The following is a 13,968-nucleotide window of genomic DNA, read 5'->3' as shown; positions in this document are numbered from 1 at the left end:
AGCCGTGCCGCGTCGCGACGCGCCCGCGCAGCGCGTTACTCCTCCCATCCCATGAACGGGGCCCGCGCTCATGCTGCGATTGATACGTTTGGTAGACAGGCTGTCCACTTTCGTGGGCCAGGCCTTTGCCTGGCTCATTGTCGTCCTCACCCTGCACATATGCTGGGAAGTCTCGGCGCGCTACATCCTCAACACGCCCAGCGCCTGGGCCTTCGACCTGCAACTGATGTACTACGGCATCCTGTTCATGATGGCCGGCGCCTACACGCTGGCCAAGAACGGCCACGTACGCGGCGACATCCTCTACGGTTTCCTGCCGCCGCGCGTGCAGGCCGGACTGGACTTGCTGCTGTACATCCTGTTCTTCATTCCGGGCGTCGTCGCCATGGTGTGGGCCGGCTGGTACTACGCCGGCGAGTCGATCGCCATCCGCGAGCACTCGTCGCTGATGGCCAACGGGCCGCCCATCTATCCATTCAAGGCTTTCATCCCGATCGCCGGCGCGTTCCTGCTGCTGCAGGGCCTGGCCGAGATCGCGCGCTGCCTGCTGTGCCTGCGCAAGGGCCAGTGGCCGTCGCGCGCCGAGGACGTGGAGGAAGTCGACGTCGACAAGCTCAAGGAGATGGTGCACGTCAAGGACGAGGACATCGCCGAGCTGGACCAATACGTTGAAAAGGGAGAGCAGACCCGATGAAAATCCACAAAGCACTGTGGTTCGGTTTGTCGTGCATCGGGCTGGTGTTGTTGATGATCGTTTTCCTGACCCCGTGGGATCACCTCACCACGGGGCACATCGGGCTGCTGATGCTGGCCCTGATCGTCGTCGCCATCATGCTGGGCTTTCCGACCGCCTTCACGCTCATGGGCATGGGCGTGCTGTTCACCTTCCTTGCCTATTTCATGCAGCACGAGGATGGCGCGCGCGCGGTGCGCCAGACGCTGGACCTGATGGTGCAGCGCACGTATGCCACCATGACCAACGACTCGCTGATCTCGGTGCCGCTGTTCGTGTTCATGGGCTACCTGGTGGAACGGGCCAACCTGATCGAACGGCTGTTCCGGTCCATGCACCTGGCGCTGGCGCGCCTGCCCGGCGCGCTGGGCGTGGCCACCCTGATCACCTGCGCCATCTTCGCCACCGCCACCGGTATCGTCGGCGCGGTGGTCACGCTGATGGGCCTGCTGGCCATGCCGGCCATGCTCAAGGCCGGCTACAGCGTGCGCCTGACCGCGGGCTCGATCACGGCCGGCGGCTGCCTGGGCATCCTGATCCCGCCTTCGGTCATGCTGATCGTCTACGGCGCGACCACCGGCGTGTCCGTGGTTCAGCTGTACGCCGGTGCGTTCTTCCCGGGCATCATGCTGGCGGGCCTGTATGTGCTGTACGTCATGATCGTGGCCAAGCTGCGCCCGGACATGGCGCCGCCGCTGTCCAAGGAGGAACGCCATATCCCCCTGCAGCCGGGCGCCGAGGCGCTGCAGCGCCAGGGTTATCGCCATGCCGTGCCGGGGCTGCTGGCGGGGCTGTTCAAGCGCCGCGACCCGCAAGTCACCGGCAGCTTCCTGGCGCGCAACCTGATGCTGGTGGTCGCGCCGCTGGCGGCCTTCGTGCTGATCACCGGCGCCACCTACAGCACGGTGACCGAACCGCCGATCGTCTACGAGATCCCGGATGAGCTGCGGCTGGGCGGCGGCGACAGCTTCGACAGCGGACTGGCCGAGCCGCCCAGCGAGGACGGCGGATTGGCCGAGCCGCCCGGCGCGGCCGCCGCCCCCGAGGCAGCAACCGCGCAGGCGGAAGCGGCCGAGGCCGCCGAGGACGCCGCCGCCGAACGCTTGCCGGCGCCTTACGGATTCTGGATCTTCTTTGCGGTCTGCGTGGCGCTGCTGCTGGTTTTCTATGCGCTGCTGAACTGGACCCGCCTGGAAGTGGTCCGGCTGCTGATGGGCTCGTTCTTCCCGCTGGCGCTGATGATCGTGGCGGTGCTGGGCTCGATCGTGTTCGGCCTGGCCACGCCCAGCGAAGCCGCCGCCATGGGCGCGCTGGGCGGCGCCCTGCTGGCGCTGGCCTACCGGCGCCTGACCATGCCGGTGCTCAAGGAGTCGGTCTACCTGACGGCCAAGACCAGCGCCATGGTGTGCTGGCTGTTCGTCGGCTCGTCGATCTTCTCGGCGGCCTTCGCGCTGCTGGGCGGCCAGGGCATCGTGGAGCAATGGGTGCTGTCGCTGGGGCTGACGCCGATCCAGTTCATGCTGCTGGCGCAGATCATCATCTTCCTGCTGGGCTGGCCGCTGGAGTGGACCGAGATCATCGTGATCTTCATGCCGATCTTCGTGCCGCTGCTCAAGGCATTCGGCATCGACCCGCTGTTCTTCGGCCTGCTGGTGGCGCTGAACCTGCAGACGGCGTTCCTGTCGCCGCCGGTGGCCATGTCGGCCTTCTACCTGAAGGGCGTGGCGCCGCCGCACGTGACGCTGAACCAGATTTTCCTGGGTATGATGCCATTCATGGGCATTCAGTTGCTGGCCATCTTCCTGCTGTACATGTTCCCTGGCATCGGCCTGTGGCTGCCCACGGTCCTGTACCGCTAGAACCCCTGCCCCGCGTGGCCGGTCCCCGTTTCATGGAGTCGTCGTCGTATGCTGCAAACGTTGGAAGTTGCCTACGGGCCGCAGACCGCAGTGGTCTGGTTGAACCGGCCCGATGTGCGCAATGCGCTGGATCCTCGGATGATCGCCGAGCTGACCGAGACCTTCATGACGCTGGGGGCCGACAACGAGGTGCGCGCCATCGTCCTGGCCGGACGCGGCAAGGCGTTCTGCGCCGGCGCCGACCTCAACTGGATGCGCCGCAGCGCGCAGGCCGGCGACGCCGAGAACCGCGCCGACGCGCAGACGCTGGCGACCATGCTGCACACGATCTACACCTGCCCCAAGCCCACCATCGCGCGCATCCATGGCCCGTGCATGGCGGGCGGCATGGGCCTGGCCACGGCCTGCGACATCGCCGTGGCCTCGCACGAGGCGCGCTTCGCCCTGACCGAAACGCGCCTGGGCCTGATCGCCTCGGTGATCTCGCCCTACGTGCTGCGGGCCATGGGCGCGCGCACCGCCAGCCGCTGGTTCCTGAGCGCCGAGGCCTTCGAGGCCGCCGAGGCCTGGCGCATCGGGCTGGTGCACGAACTGTGCGAGGCGGACCGGCTGGACGGCCAGATCAACGAATTGCTGGGCAGCTTCATGCTGACCTCGCCCCACGCGGTGGCGCAGGCCAAGCGGCTGATCCGCGACGTGGCGGGCGCGCCGATCGACGCCGCCCTGCTGGAAGAAACCGCCGCCCGCATCGCCGAGCAGCGCGCCAGCGCCGACGGCCGCGAGGGCCTGGCCTCTTTCCTGGAAAAGCGCCAGCCCGCCTGGGTGCCCCAGCAGGACCAGTAGCCGGGCCCGCGTTCAGTGGGTGTGCTCGTCGATGACGAGGTGGGCCATGCCCCGCTCGGTGGCCAGGCCCACCTTCTTGCCGATGGGCAGCGTGGCCTTGGTATCGGTGTGGCCGTACGGCAGGCCGGTCACGACCGGCACCTTCACCGTCTTGCGCAGCCACCCCACCACCGCCGGCATGTCGTAGCCATTGTCGTGCGCCGCCAGCCGGTAGTCGGAGAAGCTGCCCAGCACGATGGCCTTCTGGCGTTCCAGCACGCCGGCCTGCCATAGCTGGGCCAGCATGCGCTCGACCCGGTACGGGTGCTCGGCCACGTCTTCCAGGAACAGGATGCCACCGCGCACCTTGGGCATGTACGGCGTGCCCAGCAGCGACACCAGCGTGGCCAGGTTGCCGCCCCACAGCACGCCGCGGCCGTCGAAGGCATCGGCGTCGCGCGTCTCGAAGCTGAGGATCTCCAGCTCGCCGCGCATGATCTCGCCAAACAGCGCCACGGTCAGCTCATCGGCTTTCGCCAGCCCGAAGTCGCGCACGGCGGTCGCGCCGCTGTAGCTGACCGCGCCGGTCTGGGCCAGCAAGGCCAGGTTGAAGGCGGTGAAATCGCTCATGCCGACGAAACGCTTGCCGCTGTCGGCCATGGCGCGCCAGTCGATCATGGGCAGCAGGCGGATCAGGCCGTAGCCGCCGCGGGTGGCCATCACGATCGGATGCTTTTGCCGGATCGCCCGCTGCAGGCCGGCCACGCGCTGCTTGTCGGTTCCGGCGAAGCGCTGGTGCACCGCCAGCGCGGCGCGGTCGACCTTGGTCCTGAACCCTTCGGCGGCCAGGCGCTGGCAAGCCAGTTCCAGCTCGGCCGCGTCGCGCACCGCCGACGACGGCGACACCAGGTAGATGCCGCTGGCCTGCGCCGGCGCGTGGGCGCAGCCCGCGTCGCAGACATGGCCAGGTTCGTGGCCGTGATGGTCGTGGTGGTCGTGCCCGTGGGAGGCTGGCGGGTTTTTCTTCTTGCTCATACTGGGGATTCCTTGGCGCGGCGGGCGCGGAAAAAACCGCGCAGCAATTCGCCGCAGGGCTCGGCGAGCACGCCGCCGATGATGGTCGTGTGATGATTCAGTTGGCCGACGGCCCCCACGTCGAGCACGCTGCCGCAGGCGCCCGTCTTGGGATCGCGGGCGCCGTAGACGACCCGCGCCAGGCGGGCGTGCAGCATGGCGCCGATGCACATCACGCAGGGCTCCAGCGTGACGTACAGCGATACGCCGGGCAGCCGGTAGTTGTCCAGCCGGCGCGCCGCGGCGCGCAGCGCCACGACCTCGGCATGCGCGGTGGGATCGCGGTCGAGGATGGTGCGGTTGTAGCCCGCGCCCAGCACCTCGCCCCGGGCATCGACCACCACGGCGCCGACCGGGACTTCGCCCAGCCGCGCGGCCTCTTGCGCCTGCTCCAGCGCCAGCGCCATCAGGCGCGCGTCGTCGGCGACGCGCGCATCGGTTTCGCTCGCGGGCGCATCAACCACGATAGACCCGCGACTTCAGCGCGATGCGTCCGGCCAGGCTGGTGACGGCCTCTTCCAGCCACTGGTACAGCTCGGCCTGCTCGTCGTAGCGCGCCTGGTTGAGGTTGGACACGCGCCCTTCCTCGATGAAGCCCCAGGCCCGGCTGCGCTTGTCGCGGTGCTTGGGATCCCAGACGCCGAAGGCGAAGCCGCCGGCGCTGCGGATCAGCGAAAAGCATGGAATGTCGGTGTAGCCGTCGCCCACGAACACCATCTGGTCGAACGGCACGCGCAGGCGGTCTTCCGGCACCTTGCGGTTGACCTCGAACGGCTTGTTGCGATACTCGCGGCCGATCAGGCCCTTCTGGATATGGAACAGGTAGCGCGTCTTGTCGGTGAAGCTGACGATGCGGCGCGGGAAACTGATGCCGCCGTCTTCGCCGTAGACGAACTCGGAGGCCCAGATTTCGGTGAACTCGTGGGCGATCGGCGTGGCGCGCACCACGTCGCCGATGCCGCTGGAGATCAGGTAGAACTCCAGCTGGACCTGCGGGTGCTCGGCGCGCACCGCGGCGCGCAGGCGGCCGAACAGCGTCTGCACCCCGTCGTGCAGCGCCAGCCGGGCGCCCCACTCGCGCAGGCGCTCGCGCGTGATCAGGCCATGGCTGCCCTGCCTGGACAGCTGGATCATCTCGTACAGGTAGGCCGGCACCGGGTCCCAGTCCTGCTGCGAGAGCAGCGGATCGACCTGGTCTTTCCAGAACGACGCCGTATCGACGCCGATGCTCTCGAGAAAGCCGGTGGTGCTATCGGAGGCCAGCGTGTCGTCGAAATCGAAAACCAGGGCGATGACGTCGGACATGGATAAAGGTCGAAAAGGGTAGGACAGCCGACATTTTGCCTGAATGCGAGCGGGCCCGGCACTGGCCGGGCCCGCTCGCGCCTGCGGTCATGCCCGTTCAGCGCATGACCGGCGGCGGCGCCACCGTGCCGGCGGGCGGCGGCTGCAGCCCGCCCGGGGCGGCGCCAGGCATCTGGCCGCTGGGCATCTGGCCGCTGGGCATCGGCGTGCCCGGCGTCGAGCCCGGCGTGCCGGCCGGCACCTGGATGACGGTTTCACGCAGCACGCCCCCGCCGCCGACGCTGCCGCGCGTGGTGGTATTGCCGGAAGTCATCTGCGTGATGCAATCCTGTTGCTGCGAGGCGGGCAGGTTCTTGCAGCGCATCATGGCGTTGTCCTGGTAGCGCCCTTCCTGCTTGTCGTCCAGCCGGTTGCGCTGGCTTTCCTGGCGCGCGGCGCCGGCCTCGCGCAGGCAGGTGGCGCGATCCTGGTTGGTGTCGCCGCTATTGCAGCGCTGCACGTCCATCTGGTACTGGCTCTGGCCGGAGCCCGTGCCGGCCGCGTACGCCCCGAAGGCCATCAGACTGCCCGTGCCCAGCGCCAGGGCCCCGCACCATCGTTGGATACGAATCTTCGACATGTTTCGCTCCTTGAAGTAGGCGGCGGCCGCCATGGCCTGCCGCTGACCTTTCTACCATAAGGGATTACCCGGCCGCCCGGGCTACGAAAATGTTACAAGACCCTGGCACACGTAAACCCGCGGCCGCCCTCTGCCCTCAGGCGCTGTCGTCCGCGCGCCGGGCGCGGTACACCGCCGCACGCATCAGCAGCATGCCGGTGACAGGCGAAGTCAGCACCAGCAGCATGCCGATCACGAACTCGTGCACCACCGGCCGCATGGACAGGCTGGAGAACACCAGGATCGAAGCGGTGAGCACGCTGCACGCCCCCATGGTGTTGCCCAGCGTGGGCGCGTGGATGCGCGCGTAGAAATGGCCGAAGCGCAACATGCCCAGCGCGCCGGTCAGGGTCAGCAGCCCGCCCAGCACCAGCAGGATCGCGGCCGGGATGCCGGCCCACAACGGAATGTCGACGTCGATCATGGCTCGATCACCTCGCCGCGCAGCAGGAACTTCGCCATGGCCGTGGAGCCGACGAAGCCGAACAGCGCGATCAGCAGCGCGATATCGAAATACACCGGGGTGCCGGCGCGGATGCCGAACACCAGCATGGTCAGCATGCCGCTGACGTACAGGGAGTCCAGCGCCAGCACGCGGTCTTGCGCGGTCGGTCCGCGCAGCAGCCGGATCGCCGCGCAGGCCATCGCCAGCGCGAAGCACAGCAAGGCGAACGACGCCGACCAGTACAGGACGATGTTCATCATTCGAATACCTCTATCAGGGTGCGTTCGTAGCGCTGCTTGACCAGCGCGATCCAGGCCTCTTCGTTCTGCAGGTCCAGCACGTGCAGGACCAGCTTGCCGTCGATGATGTCGACCCACACCGTGCCCGGCGTGTAGGTCACGATACAGGCCAGGATGGCCAGGCCGTGCGGGTCGTGCAGGTCGAGCGGAATGGCGATGAAGCCGGGCGAGAAATCCGGGCGCCGCTGCCACACCAGCCGCGCCACCGCGACGTTGGAGCGGACGATGTCGGCGAACACCCGCGCGGCCAGCCCCGGCAGCAGCCACACGCGGCGCGGCTTGCCGCGCAGCGGCCGCAGGCGGCTGGACGCCCAGCCCAGCCACAGCGCCAGCGCCGCACCCAGCGCCAGCTGGCCGACCGAGGCGGATTGGTTGAGCAACAGCCACAGCGCCAGCATGGCCAGCGGCAGCAAGGCAAGGTAGTAGCGCCGCATCACAGGCCCTCCGACAGCGCGCGCGCCGGTTGCTTGGCGAGCACCGCGTTCACGTAGGCGGCAGGCCGGTCCAGCGACTGGGCGGCGGCGTCCAGGTAGGCCGACACCGGCCCGGCGCCGGCCGCCAACGCCACGCACAGCAGGATCAGCACCGCCACCGGCCCGGCCTCCATCAACCGCAGGCGGGGCGTGACGCGGTCATCGGAACTCCAGAATATCCGTATGCCGACGCGGCCCAGCGCGATCAGCCCGGCCAGGCCCGACAACAGCACCAGCGCCACCAGCACCCAGGCGTCGAGCGCCACGGACGGCGTATTGGCCGCCGTCACCGCCGCCGACAGGAGCGAGAACTTGGCCACGAAGCCCGACAGGGGCGGCAGCCCCGTCACCAGCAAGGCGCAGGAAACGAAGGCCAGGCCGAGAAAGGCCATGGCCGCCGGAATCGCCACGCCCACGACGTCGTCGGAACGGTTGGGCGTGGACGGATCGTCCAGGTCGAACAGGTCCATGGTGACGGCCAGCACGTTGGCCCCGAAGCTGCGGGTGCGCTCGATCAGTTCGATCAGCATGAAAAGCGCCCCGGTGGCCAGCACCGAGCTGATCAGGTAGAACAGCGCCGGCCCGGTCAAGGTCACACCGGGCATACCCAAGGCCGTCAGCAGCGTGCCGGCCGAGACGATGACGCAATAGCCGGTCAGCTTTTCGAGCTGCTGGTTGGCCAGCAGGCCCAGCCCGCCGAACACCAGCGTGGCCAGCCCCGCCGCGAACATCCAGTCCAGGCTGAAAGCCGCCGGCGCGCCGGTAGGCAGCAGCAGCGAGCCGATGCGCAGTAAGGCGTAGATGCCGACCTTGGTCATGATGGAAAACAGCGCCGCCACCGGCGCGGCCGCCGAGCCGTAACCCTTGACCAGCCAGAAATTGAGCGGCCAGGCGCCGGCCTTGACCAGGAACGCCACCCCCAGGATGGCCGCGCCGGCTTCGAACAGGCTGCGCTCGCCGCCGGTCAGCGTGCCGGCGCGCAAGGCCAGGTCGGCCAGGTTGAGCGTTCCGGTCACGCCGTAGATCAGCGCGATGCTGATCAGCAGCAGGAACGAAGCCACCAGGTTGACCGCGATGTATTGCAGGCCGGCCGTGACGCGCGCGATGCCCGAGCCATGCAGCATCAGCCCATAGGAAGCCGCCAGCAGCACCTCGAAGAACACGAACAGGTTGAACAGGTCGCCGGTCAGGAAGGCGCCGTTCAGCCCCATCAGCAGGAACTGGTACAGCGAGTGGAAATGCACCCCGGCGCGGTCCCAGCGGGCCAGCGAATAGATCAACGCGGCCAGGCCCAGCACGGCGGTCAGCGCCAGCATGACGGCGGCCAGGCGATCGACCACCAGCACGATGCCGAACGGCGCCGGCCAATCGCCCGGCAGGTACACGCCGATGCCATCGGGCCAGACGCCGCCGGCGCCGGCGGCCAGGCTCAGCAAGGCAATGGCGCTGGCCAGCTGCAGCAGCGAGGACAGTAGGCCGATGCCCGCGCGGGTCTTGCGCTGCGTATCGGGCAGCAACAGCATGAGCGCGCCCGCGATAAGGGGCACGGTGATGGGGTAGATGGGCAGGTGTTGCAGCCAGTCGATCAAGATTCAGGCTCCCGGCCGTCGACGTGGTCGGTGCCGGTCAGCCCGCGCGAGGCCAACAGCACCACGAGAAAAAGCGCCGTGGTGGCAAAACCGATCACGATCGCGGTCAGCACCAGGGCTTGCGGCAAGGGGTCGGCATAAGCCGCGGCGTCGACCGGCGCCGCGGCGCTGACCACGGGCGGCCTGCCCACCGTCAGGCGGCCCATGCCGAAAATGAACAGGTTCACCGCGTAAGACAGCAGCGACAGGCCCATGATGACCTGGAAGGTGCGCGGCCGCAGCAGCAGCCATACTCCCGAACCGGCCAGCACCCCTATGGCCAGGGCATAAACGATTTCCATCAGGCAGGACTCCCGGTTTGCGCGGCCGCCTGGGCCTCGACGGCCGCCTGGCGTTGCGCGCGCAACGATTGGTGCGCCAGCGCCACCAGCACCAGCACCGTGGCGCCGACCACCAGCATGTAGACGCCGATGTCGAACAGCAGCACGCTGGACAGGTGCACGTGGCCGACGACGGGCAGCGCCACGTCCCAGGCCAGCGCCGACAGGAAGGGCCGCAGCGCCAGCCAGGCCGAGACCGCGGCGCCGCCGGCGGCCAGCAGGCCCAGGCCGACCCAGTGCTGCGGATTGAGGCGGCTGCGCGACTCGACCCAGTACACGCCGCCGACCATGTACTGCAGGATGATCGCGGTGGCCATGACCAGGCCGCCGACAAAACCGCCGCCGGGCAGGTTGTGGCCGCGCAGCAGCAGGTAGACCGACACCAGCACCGCCACCGGCAGCAGCAGCCGCACCAGCACGGCCGGAATCATCATGGGCCCGGCCGGCAGCGGCGACTTGGTGTCCGGCGCCGGCCGCTCGCCCGTTTCGTCCACGGCCGGCGTGCCGTCCTGCTCGCGCTGCTGATGCGGCAGCTCGACGCTTTCGGGCGCGGGGCGGAAGCGGCGCAGCAGCGCGTAGACCGTCAATGCCACGATGCCGAGCACGGTGATTTCGCCCAGGGTGTCGAAACCGCGGAAATCGACCAGGATCACGTTGACCACGTTGGTCCCGCCCCCATCGGGCAGCGCGCGCTCGGTAAAGAAGCTGGAGATCGTGTCGCCCACCGGACGCGTCAGCACCGCGTAGGCCAGTCCGGCCATGCAGGCGCCGGCCACGCCCGCCAGCCCCAGGTCGCGCAGGCGGCGCACCCGCGCACGCACGTCGGGACGCTCCTGGTCGCCGCCGGTCTGGATGCGCCGCGGCAGCCAGCGCAGGCCCAACAGCAGCAGCACCACCGTCACCACCTCCACGGCCAGCTGGGTCAGCGCCAGGTCGGGCGCCGAGAACCAGACGAAGGTCAGGCAGGTGATCAGCCCCGCGCCGCCGGACAGCGTCAGCGATGCGAGGCGGTGGTACTTGGCCTGGTAGGCCGCGCCCAGCGCGCAGGCTGCCCCGACCACCCAGAGGATCGCGAACGCGGGGTCGGCCGGCGTCAGGCGCGCCTGGCCCGACAGCCAGCCGCCGGCGCGCAGCGGCAGCCAGGCCACCCACAGGGTGCCCAGCACGATGACCAGCATCTGCACCTGCATGCGCGAGGACGCCAGGTAGCGCAGCAGCCAGGCGGCCGCCACGCTGGAGGCGTCGAGCAGATACTCGAAGGTACGCCGGCCGTCGAAGCGGTAGATGAACGGCACCAGCCCCGGATGGGCGCGCTGGCGCGCCCGCAGCGCCAGGTACAGCAGCACGCCGGCGGTCAGCGCGACGAAGCTCATGGCCAGCGGCAGGTTGAAGCCATGCCACACCGACAGGCTGTACTGCGGCATGTGCTCGCCCAGGATGCTGCTGGCGGCCAGGTGCAGGATCGGTCCCAGCGTCACGCCGGGCAGCACGCCCACCACCAGGCACACCATGACCAGCAAGGCGCTGGGCAGCAGCATCCAGCGCGGCGGCTCGTGCGGCGCGCGCGGCAGGTCTTCGGCCGGCGGACCGAAGAACACCTGCAGGATGAATCGCAGCGAATAGGTCACGCTGAACGCGCCGGCCAGCGTCGCCATCAGCGGCAAGCCCCACCGCACCAGCACATCGCCGCTGACGAAGGTGGTCTCGGCGAAGAACATCTCCTTGGAGATGAACCCATTGAGCAGCGGCACCCCGGCCATCGAGGCGGCCGCCACCATGGCCAGCGTGGCGGTGATGGGCATGGCCCCGTACAGGCCGCTCAGGCGGCTGACGTCGCGCGTGCCGGTTTCATGGTCGACGATGCCCGCGGCCATGAAGAGCGAGGCCTTGAAGGTGGCGTGGTTGACCATGTGGAAGATCGCCGCCACCAGGCCAAGCGAACTGTTCAAGCCCAGCATCAGCGTGATCAGCCCCAGGTGGCTGATGGTCGAATAGGCCAGCACGCCTTTCATGTCCTGCTGGAAAATCGCCGCGTAGGCGCCCAGTACCAGCGAGCACAGGCCGGCGCCGCCGATGATCCAGAACCATTCGTCGGTGCCGGCCAGCACGGGCCAGAAGCGCGCCAGCAGGAAAACCCCCGCCTTGACCATGGTGGCCGAATGCAGATAGGCCGACACCGGCGTGGGCGCGGCCATGGCGTTGGGCAGCCAGAACTGGAACGGGAACTGCGCGCTCTTGGTCAGCGCGCCCAGCGCGATCAGGACCAGCACCGCCGGATACCAGGGGTCGGCGCGCACGATATCGCCCGCGGCCAGCACCTGGTCCATGTCGTAGCTGCCGACGATATGGCCGAGCATCAGCACGCCGGCCAGCAGGCTCAGGCCGCCGGCGCCGGTGACCGTCAGGGCCATGCGCGCGCCGCGCCGGGCGTCGAGCCGGTGATGCCAATAGGCGATCAGCATGAACGAGGCCAGGCTGGTCATTTCCCAGAACATGACCAGCTGGATCAGGTTGCCGGACATCACCACGCCCAGCATGGCGGCCATGAACGCCTGGAAGAACGAGAAAAAGCGCGGCACCGGGTCTTCCGGCGACATGTAGTAGCGCGCGTACAGCACGACCAGCGCGCCCATGCCCGAGACGATCAGGGCGAACAGCCAGGCATAGCCGTCCATGCGCAAGGTGAACTGCAGCCCCAGCGCCGGCGCCCACGGCAGGTCGGCGCGGATCACGCCGCCAGCGGCGATCTGGGGATACAGGCTGGCCACCAGTACGGTGCAGGCCAGGGCGATCAGGCCGGCCAGCCAGGCTTCCGCATTGCGGGCATTGGCGGGCAGCAAAGCGGCACACAGACTGCCGAGAAACGGCAGGGCGAGTACTAGTAATAGCGACATGGCGCTCCGGGAAGGGTCCGGCCCTCTCTCTCGCGGCGGCGAAAGGCGAGCGTGGCCGGGGGGCTATCGGCGGAACCCTGGCCCAGCACGTCGCAACAACTCACTACCGCGCTCGAAGGCAAGATCGCCTGGAGAACAAGCGCTGTCAATCGAAATATAAGGTAGCGTTCTGGCAAGACCGGCCAAGAATCTCACCCGAAAAATATCAGATTCTCGTAAGTTACGCACGGATCTATGCAAAAGCGGGCTGTTTGCGACAGTTTCCCCCTACCTGTCAACAGGCTGAATGAGGGGTTCTGGCGGCTTGGGGTTGATCCGCATTTCCGGTTCCCGGCAATTTCGGTGCAATGGCGCACCCCAAGACGCGGCCGTCACGAACGGCCGCCCATGCAGCCCCCTCTGGAACAACCAGGAGACAACCTTGAGCAAACCCGCTTCCATCAAGATCCTGCTCGGCGCGCTGGTGGCCGGCGCCTGTGTGACAGGCGCCGCCGCCCAGGCCCAGTCCTATCCCAACCATGCGGTGCGCCTGATCGTGCCGTTCGCGGCCGGCGGCACCACGGACATCGTGGCCCGCATCGTGGCCGAGGGGCTGGGACGCGAACTGGGGCAGCCGGTCGTGGTGGAAAACCGCGGCGGCGGCGGCGGCGCGATCGGCGCCGACGCGCTGGCCAAGGCCACCCCGGACGGCTACACGCTGGGCGTGGCCACGGTAAGCACCATGGCCACCAACCCGGCCACCAACCCGCAGACCCCGTACGACCCGCTGAAGGACTTCACGCCCATCACCAACCTGGTCAGCGTGCCCAACGTCATGACCGTCAACCCCAGGATCGCCGCGCAGACGCTCAAGGAATTCATCGCCCTGGTCAAGGCCAACCCGGGCAAGTACAGCTACGCGTCCTCGGGCACCGGCAGCATTTCGCACCTGGACGGCGAACTGTTCAAGTCGCTGACCGGCACCGACATGGTCCATGTGCCCTACCGCGGCTCGGGCCCGGCGCTCAACGACACCATCGCCGGCCAGGTCAACGCCCAGTTCGACAATCTGCCGTCGTCCATCCCGCACATCCAGGCCGGCAAGCTGCGCGCCCTGGCCGTGGCCGCCCCCAAGCGCGTCAGCGCCCTGCCCGACGTACCGACCTTCGGCGAAGCCGGCTACCCCGCGATGGACAACATGGCCTGGTACGGCCTGGTGGCCCCGGCCGGCGTACCGCCCGAGGTCGTCAAGCGCGTGCATGACGCGGCCGTCAAGGCCCTGCAGGACCCGAAGATCCGCAAGCGCCTGGAAGACGGCGGCTCCATCGTGGAAGGCAGCACCCCGGCCGAATACGCCAGCCTCATCAAGCGCGAACTCGAACTGCGCAAGCGCATCGCCACCGAACAGAAAATCCAGCTCAACTGACGGCGCGCCTGTCCCCGCGGGGACAGGCGCCC

The 13,968-nt window shown here is 68.5% G+C and carries 14 protein-coding genes; 4 read left to right on the top strand and 10 right to left on the bottom strand.

The features are described from left to right. Positions 1–70 precede the first annotated feature (70 nt). The 3 genes from CAL11_RS09260 to CAL11_RS09250 are packed head-to-tail and all read left to right on the top strand — an operon-like array spanning position 71 to position 3,435. Positions 71–694: a TRAP transporter small permease subunit gene (locus tag CAL11_RS09260; RefSeq protein WP_003810992.1), complete on the top strand. Its 624-nt coding sequence runs from the start codon at positions 71–73 to the stop codon at positions 692–694. Then, positions 691–2,592, top strand: a complete 1,902-nt coding sequence (locus tag CAL11_RS09255; protein ID WP_033467974.1) for a TRAP transporter large permease — start codon at positions 691–693, stop codon at positions 2,590–2,592. Before CAL11_RS09260 ends, CAL11_RS09255 begins: the two co-directional genes overlap by 4 nt. A gap of 48 nt (positions 2,593–2,640) precedes the next feature. Next, positions 2,641–3,435, top strand: coding sequence for an enoyl-CoA hydratase/isomerase family protein (locus tag CAL11_RS09250; protein WP_033467976.1), 795 nt, complete (start codon positions 2,641–2,643; stop codon positions 3,433–3,435). Positions 3,436–3,447: 12 nt separating this feature from the next. Here CAL11_RS09250 and CAL11_RS09245 read toward each other — a convergent pair whose 3' ends face one another. From CAL11_RS09245 to CAL11_RS09200, 10 genes are all read right to left on the bottom strand, one after another. Next, positions 3,448–4,449 (bottom strand): LD-carboxypeptidase, encoded by a 1,002-nt coding sequence (locus CAL11_RS09245; protein ID WP_086092740.1) that lies wholly within the window; start codon positions 4,447–4,449, stop codon positions 3,448–3,450. Continuing rightward, positions 4,446–4,952: a tRNA adenosine(34) deaminase TadA gene (tadA, locus tag CAL11_RS09240; RefSeq protein ID WP_086092739.1), complete on the bottom strand. Its 507-nt coding sequence runs from the start codon at positions 4,950–4,952 to the stop codon at positions 4,446–4,448. Before tadA ends, CAL11_RS09245 begins: the two co-directional genes overlap by 4 nt. Next, positions 4,945–5,793 carry a haloacid dehalogenase-like hydrolase gene (locus CAL11_RS09235; protein WP_033467983.1) on the bottom strand — a complete coding sequence of 283 codons (849 nt, stop codon included), beginning with the start codon at positions 5,791–5,793 and terminating at the stop codon, positions 4,945–4,947. Before CAL11_RS09235 ends, tadA begins: the two co-directional genes overlap by 8 nt. A 97-nt stretch (positions 5,794–5,890) precedes the next feature. After that, the gene (locus tag CAL11_RS09230) at positions 5,891–6,445 is read right to left on the bottom strand and encodes a hypothetical protein (RefSeq protein WP_086092738.1); all 555 of its coding nucleotides are present in this window, start codon (positions 6,443–6,445) and stop codon (positions 5,891–5,893) included. Positions 6,446–6,548: 103 nt separating this feature from the next. Further along, positions 6,549–6,875: a monovalent cation/H(+) antiporter subunit G gene (mnhG, locus tag CAL11_RS09225; protein ID WP_003810977.1), complete on the bottom strand. Its 327-nt coding sequence runs from the start codon at positions 6,873–6,875 to the stop codon at positions 6,549–6,551. Further along, positions 6,872–7,156, bottom strand: a complete 285-nt coding sequence (locus CAL11_RS09220; RefSeq protein WP_003810975.1) for a K+/H+ antiporter subunit F — start codon at positions 7,154–7,156, stop codon at positions 6,872–6,874. Before CAL11_RS09220 ends, mnhG begins: the two co-directional genes overlap by 4 nt. Further along, positions 7,153–7,632, bottom strand: coding sequence for a Na+/H+ antiporter subunit E (locus tag CAL11_RS09215; RefSeq protein WP_080699990.1), 480 nt, complete (start codon positions 7,630–7,632; stop codon positions 7,153–7,155). The genes CAL11_RS09220 and CAL11_RS09215 overlap by 4 nt, the downstream gene beginning before the upstream one ends. Further along, positions 7,629–9,257, bottom strand: a complete 1,629-nt coding sequence (locus CAL11_RS09210; protein WP_033447540.1) for a monovalent cation/H+ antiporter subunit D — start codon at positions 9,255–9,257, stop codon at positions 7,629–7,631. The genes CAL11_RS09215 and CAL11_RS09210 overlap by 4 nt, the downstream gene beginning before the upstream one ends. Then, a complete protein-coding gene (locus tag CAL11_RS09205) occupies positions 9,254–9,598 on the bottom strand; it encodes a Na+/H+ antiporter subunit C (RefSeq protein WP_033447542.1) in 345 nt (114 codons plus the stop codon). The genes CAL11_RS09210 and CAL11_RS09205 overlap by 4 nt, the downstream gene beginning before the upstream one ends. Beyond that, a complete protein-coding gene (locus CAL11_RS09200) occupies positions 9,598–12,531 on the bottom strand; it encodes a monovalent cation/H+ antiporter subunit A (RefSeq protein WP_086092737.1) in 2,934 nt (977 codons plus the stop codon). Before CAL11_RS09200 ends, CAL11_RS09205 begins: the two co-directional genes overlap by 1 nt. A gap of 421 nt (positions 12,532–12,952) precedes the next feature. Here CAL11_RS09200 and CAL11_RS09195 point away from each other — a divergent pair, with 421 nt between their 5' ends. Further along, entirely contained in the window at positions 12,953–13,936 is a 984-nt protein-coding gene (locus CAL11_RS09195; RefSeq protein ID WP_033446886.1) for a Bug family tripartite tricarboxylate transporter substrate binding protein, read from the top strand. Positions 13,937–13,968: the final 32 nt, after the last annotated feature.

The organism is Bordetella genomosp. 6, assembly GCF_002119705.1.
In the GTDB taxonomy this organism is placed as follows: Bacteria; Pseudomonadota; Gammaproteobacteria; order Burkholderiales; family Burkholderiaceae_B; genus Bordetella; species Bordetella bronchiseptica_F.
This window is presented reverse-complemented; position numbering and strand designations above follow the sequence as displayed.

Coding starts and splice junctions, on each gene's coding strand:
- CAL11_RS09205 (WP_033447542.1), bottom strand. CDS start 9,598: ATGGAAATCGTTTATGCCCTGGCCATAGGGGTGCTGGCCGGTTCGGGA.
- CAL11_RS09220 (WP_003810975.1), bottom strand. CDS start 7,156: ATGATGAACATCGTCCTGTACTGGTCGGCGTCGTTCGCCTTGCTGTGC.
- CAL11_RS09200 (WP_086092737.1), bottom strand. CDS start 12,531: ATGTCGCTATTACTAGTACTCGCCCTGCCGTTTCTCGGCAGTCTGTGT.
- CAL11_RS09260 (WP_003810992.1), top strand. CDS start 71: ATGCTGCGATTGATACGTTTGGTAGACAGGCTGTCCACTTTCGTGGGC.
- CAL11_RS09230 (WP_086092738.1), bottom strand. CDS start 6,445: ATGGCGGCCGCCGCCTACTTCAAGGAGCGAAACATGTCGAAGATTCGT.
- mnhG (WP_003810977.1), bottom strand. CDS start 6,875: ATGATCGACGTCGACATTCCGTTGTGGGCCGGCATCCCGGCCGCGATC.
- CAL11_RS09245 (WP_086092740.1), bottom strand. CDS start 4,449: ATGAGCAAGAAGAAAAACCCGCCAGCCTCCCACGGGCACGACCACCAC.
- CAL11_RS09235 (WP_033467983.1), bottom strand. CDS start 5,793: ATGTCCGACGTCATCGCCCTGGTTTTCGATTTCGACGACACGCTGGCC.
- CAL11_RS09250 (WP_033467976.1), top strand. CDS start 2,641: ATGCTGCAAACGTTGGAAGTTGCCTACGGGCCGCAGACCGCAGTGGTC.
- CAL11_RS09255 (WP_033467974.1), top strand. CDS start 691: ATGAAAATCCACAAAGCACTGTGGTTCGGTTTGTCGTGCATCGGGCTG.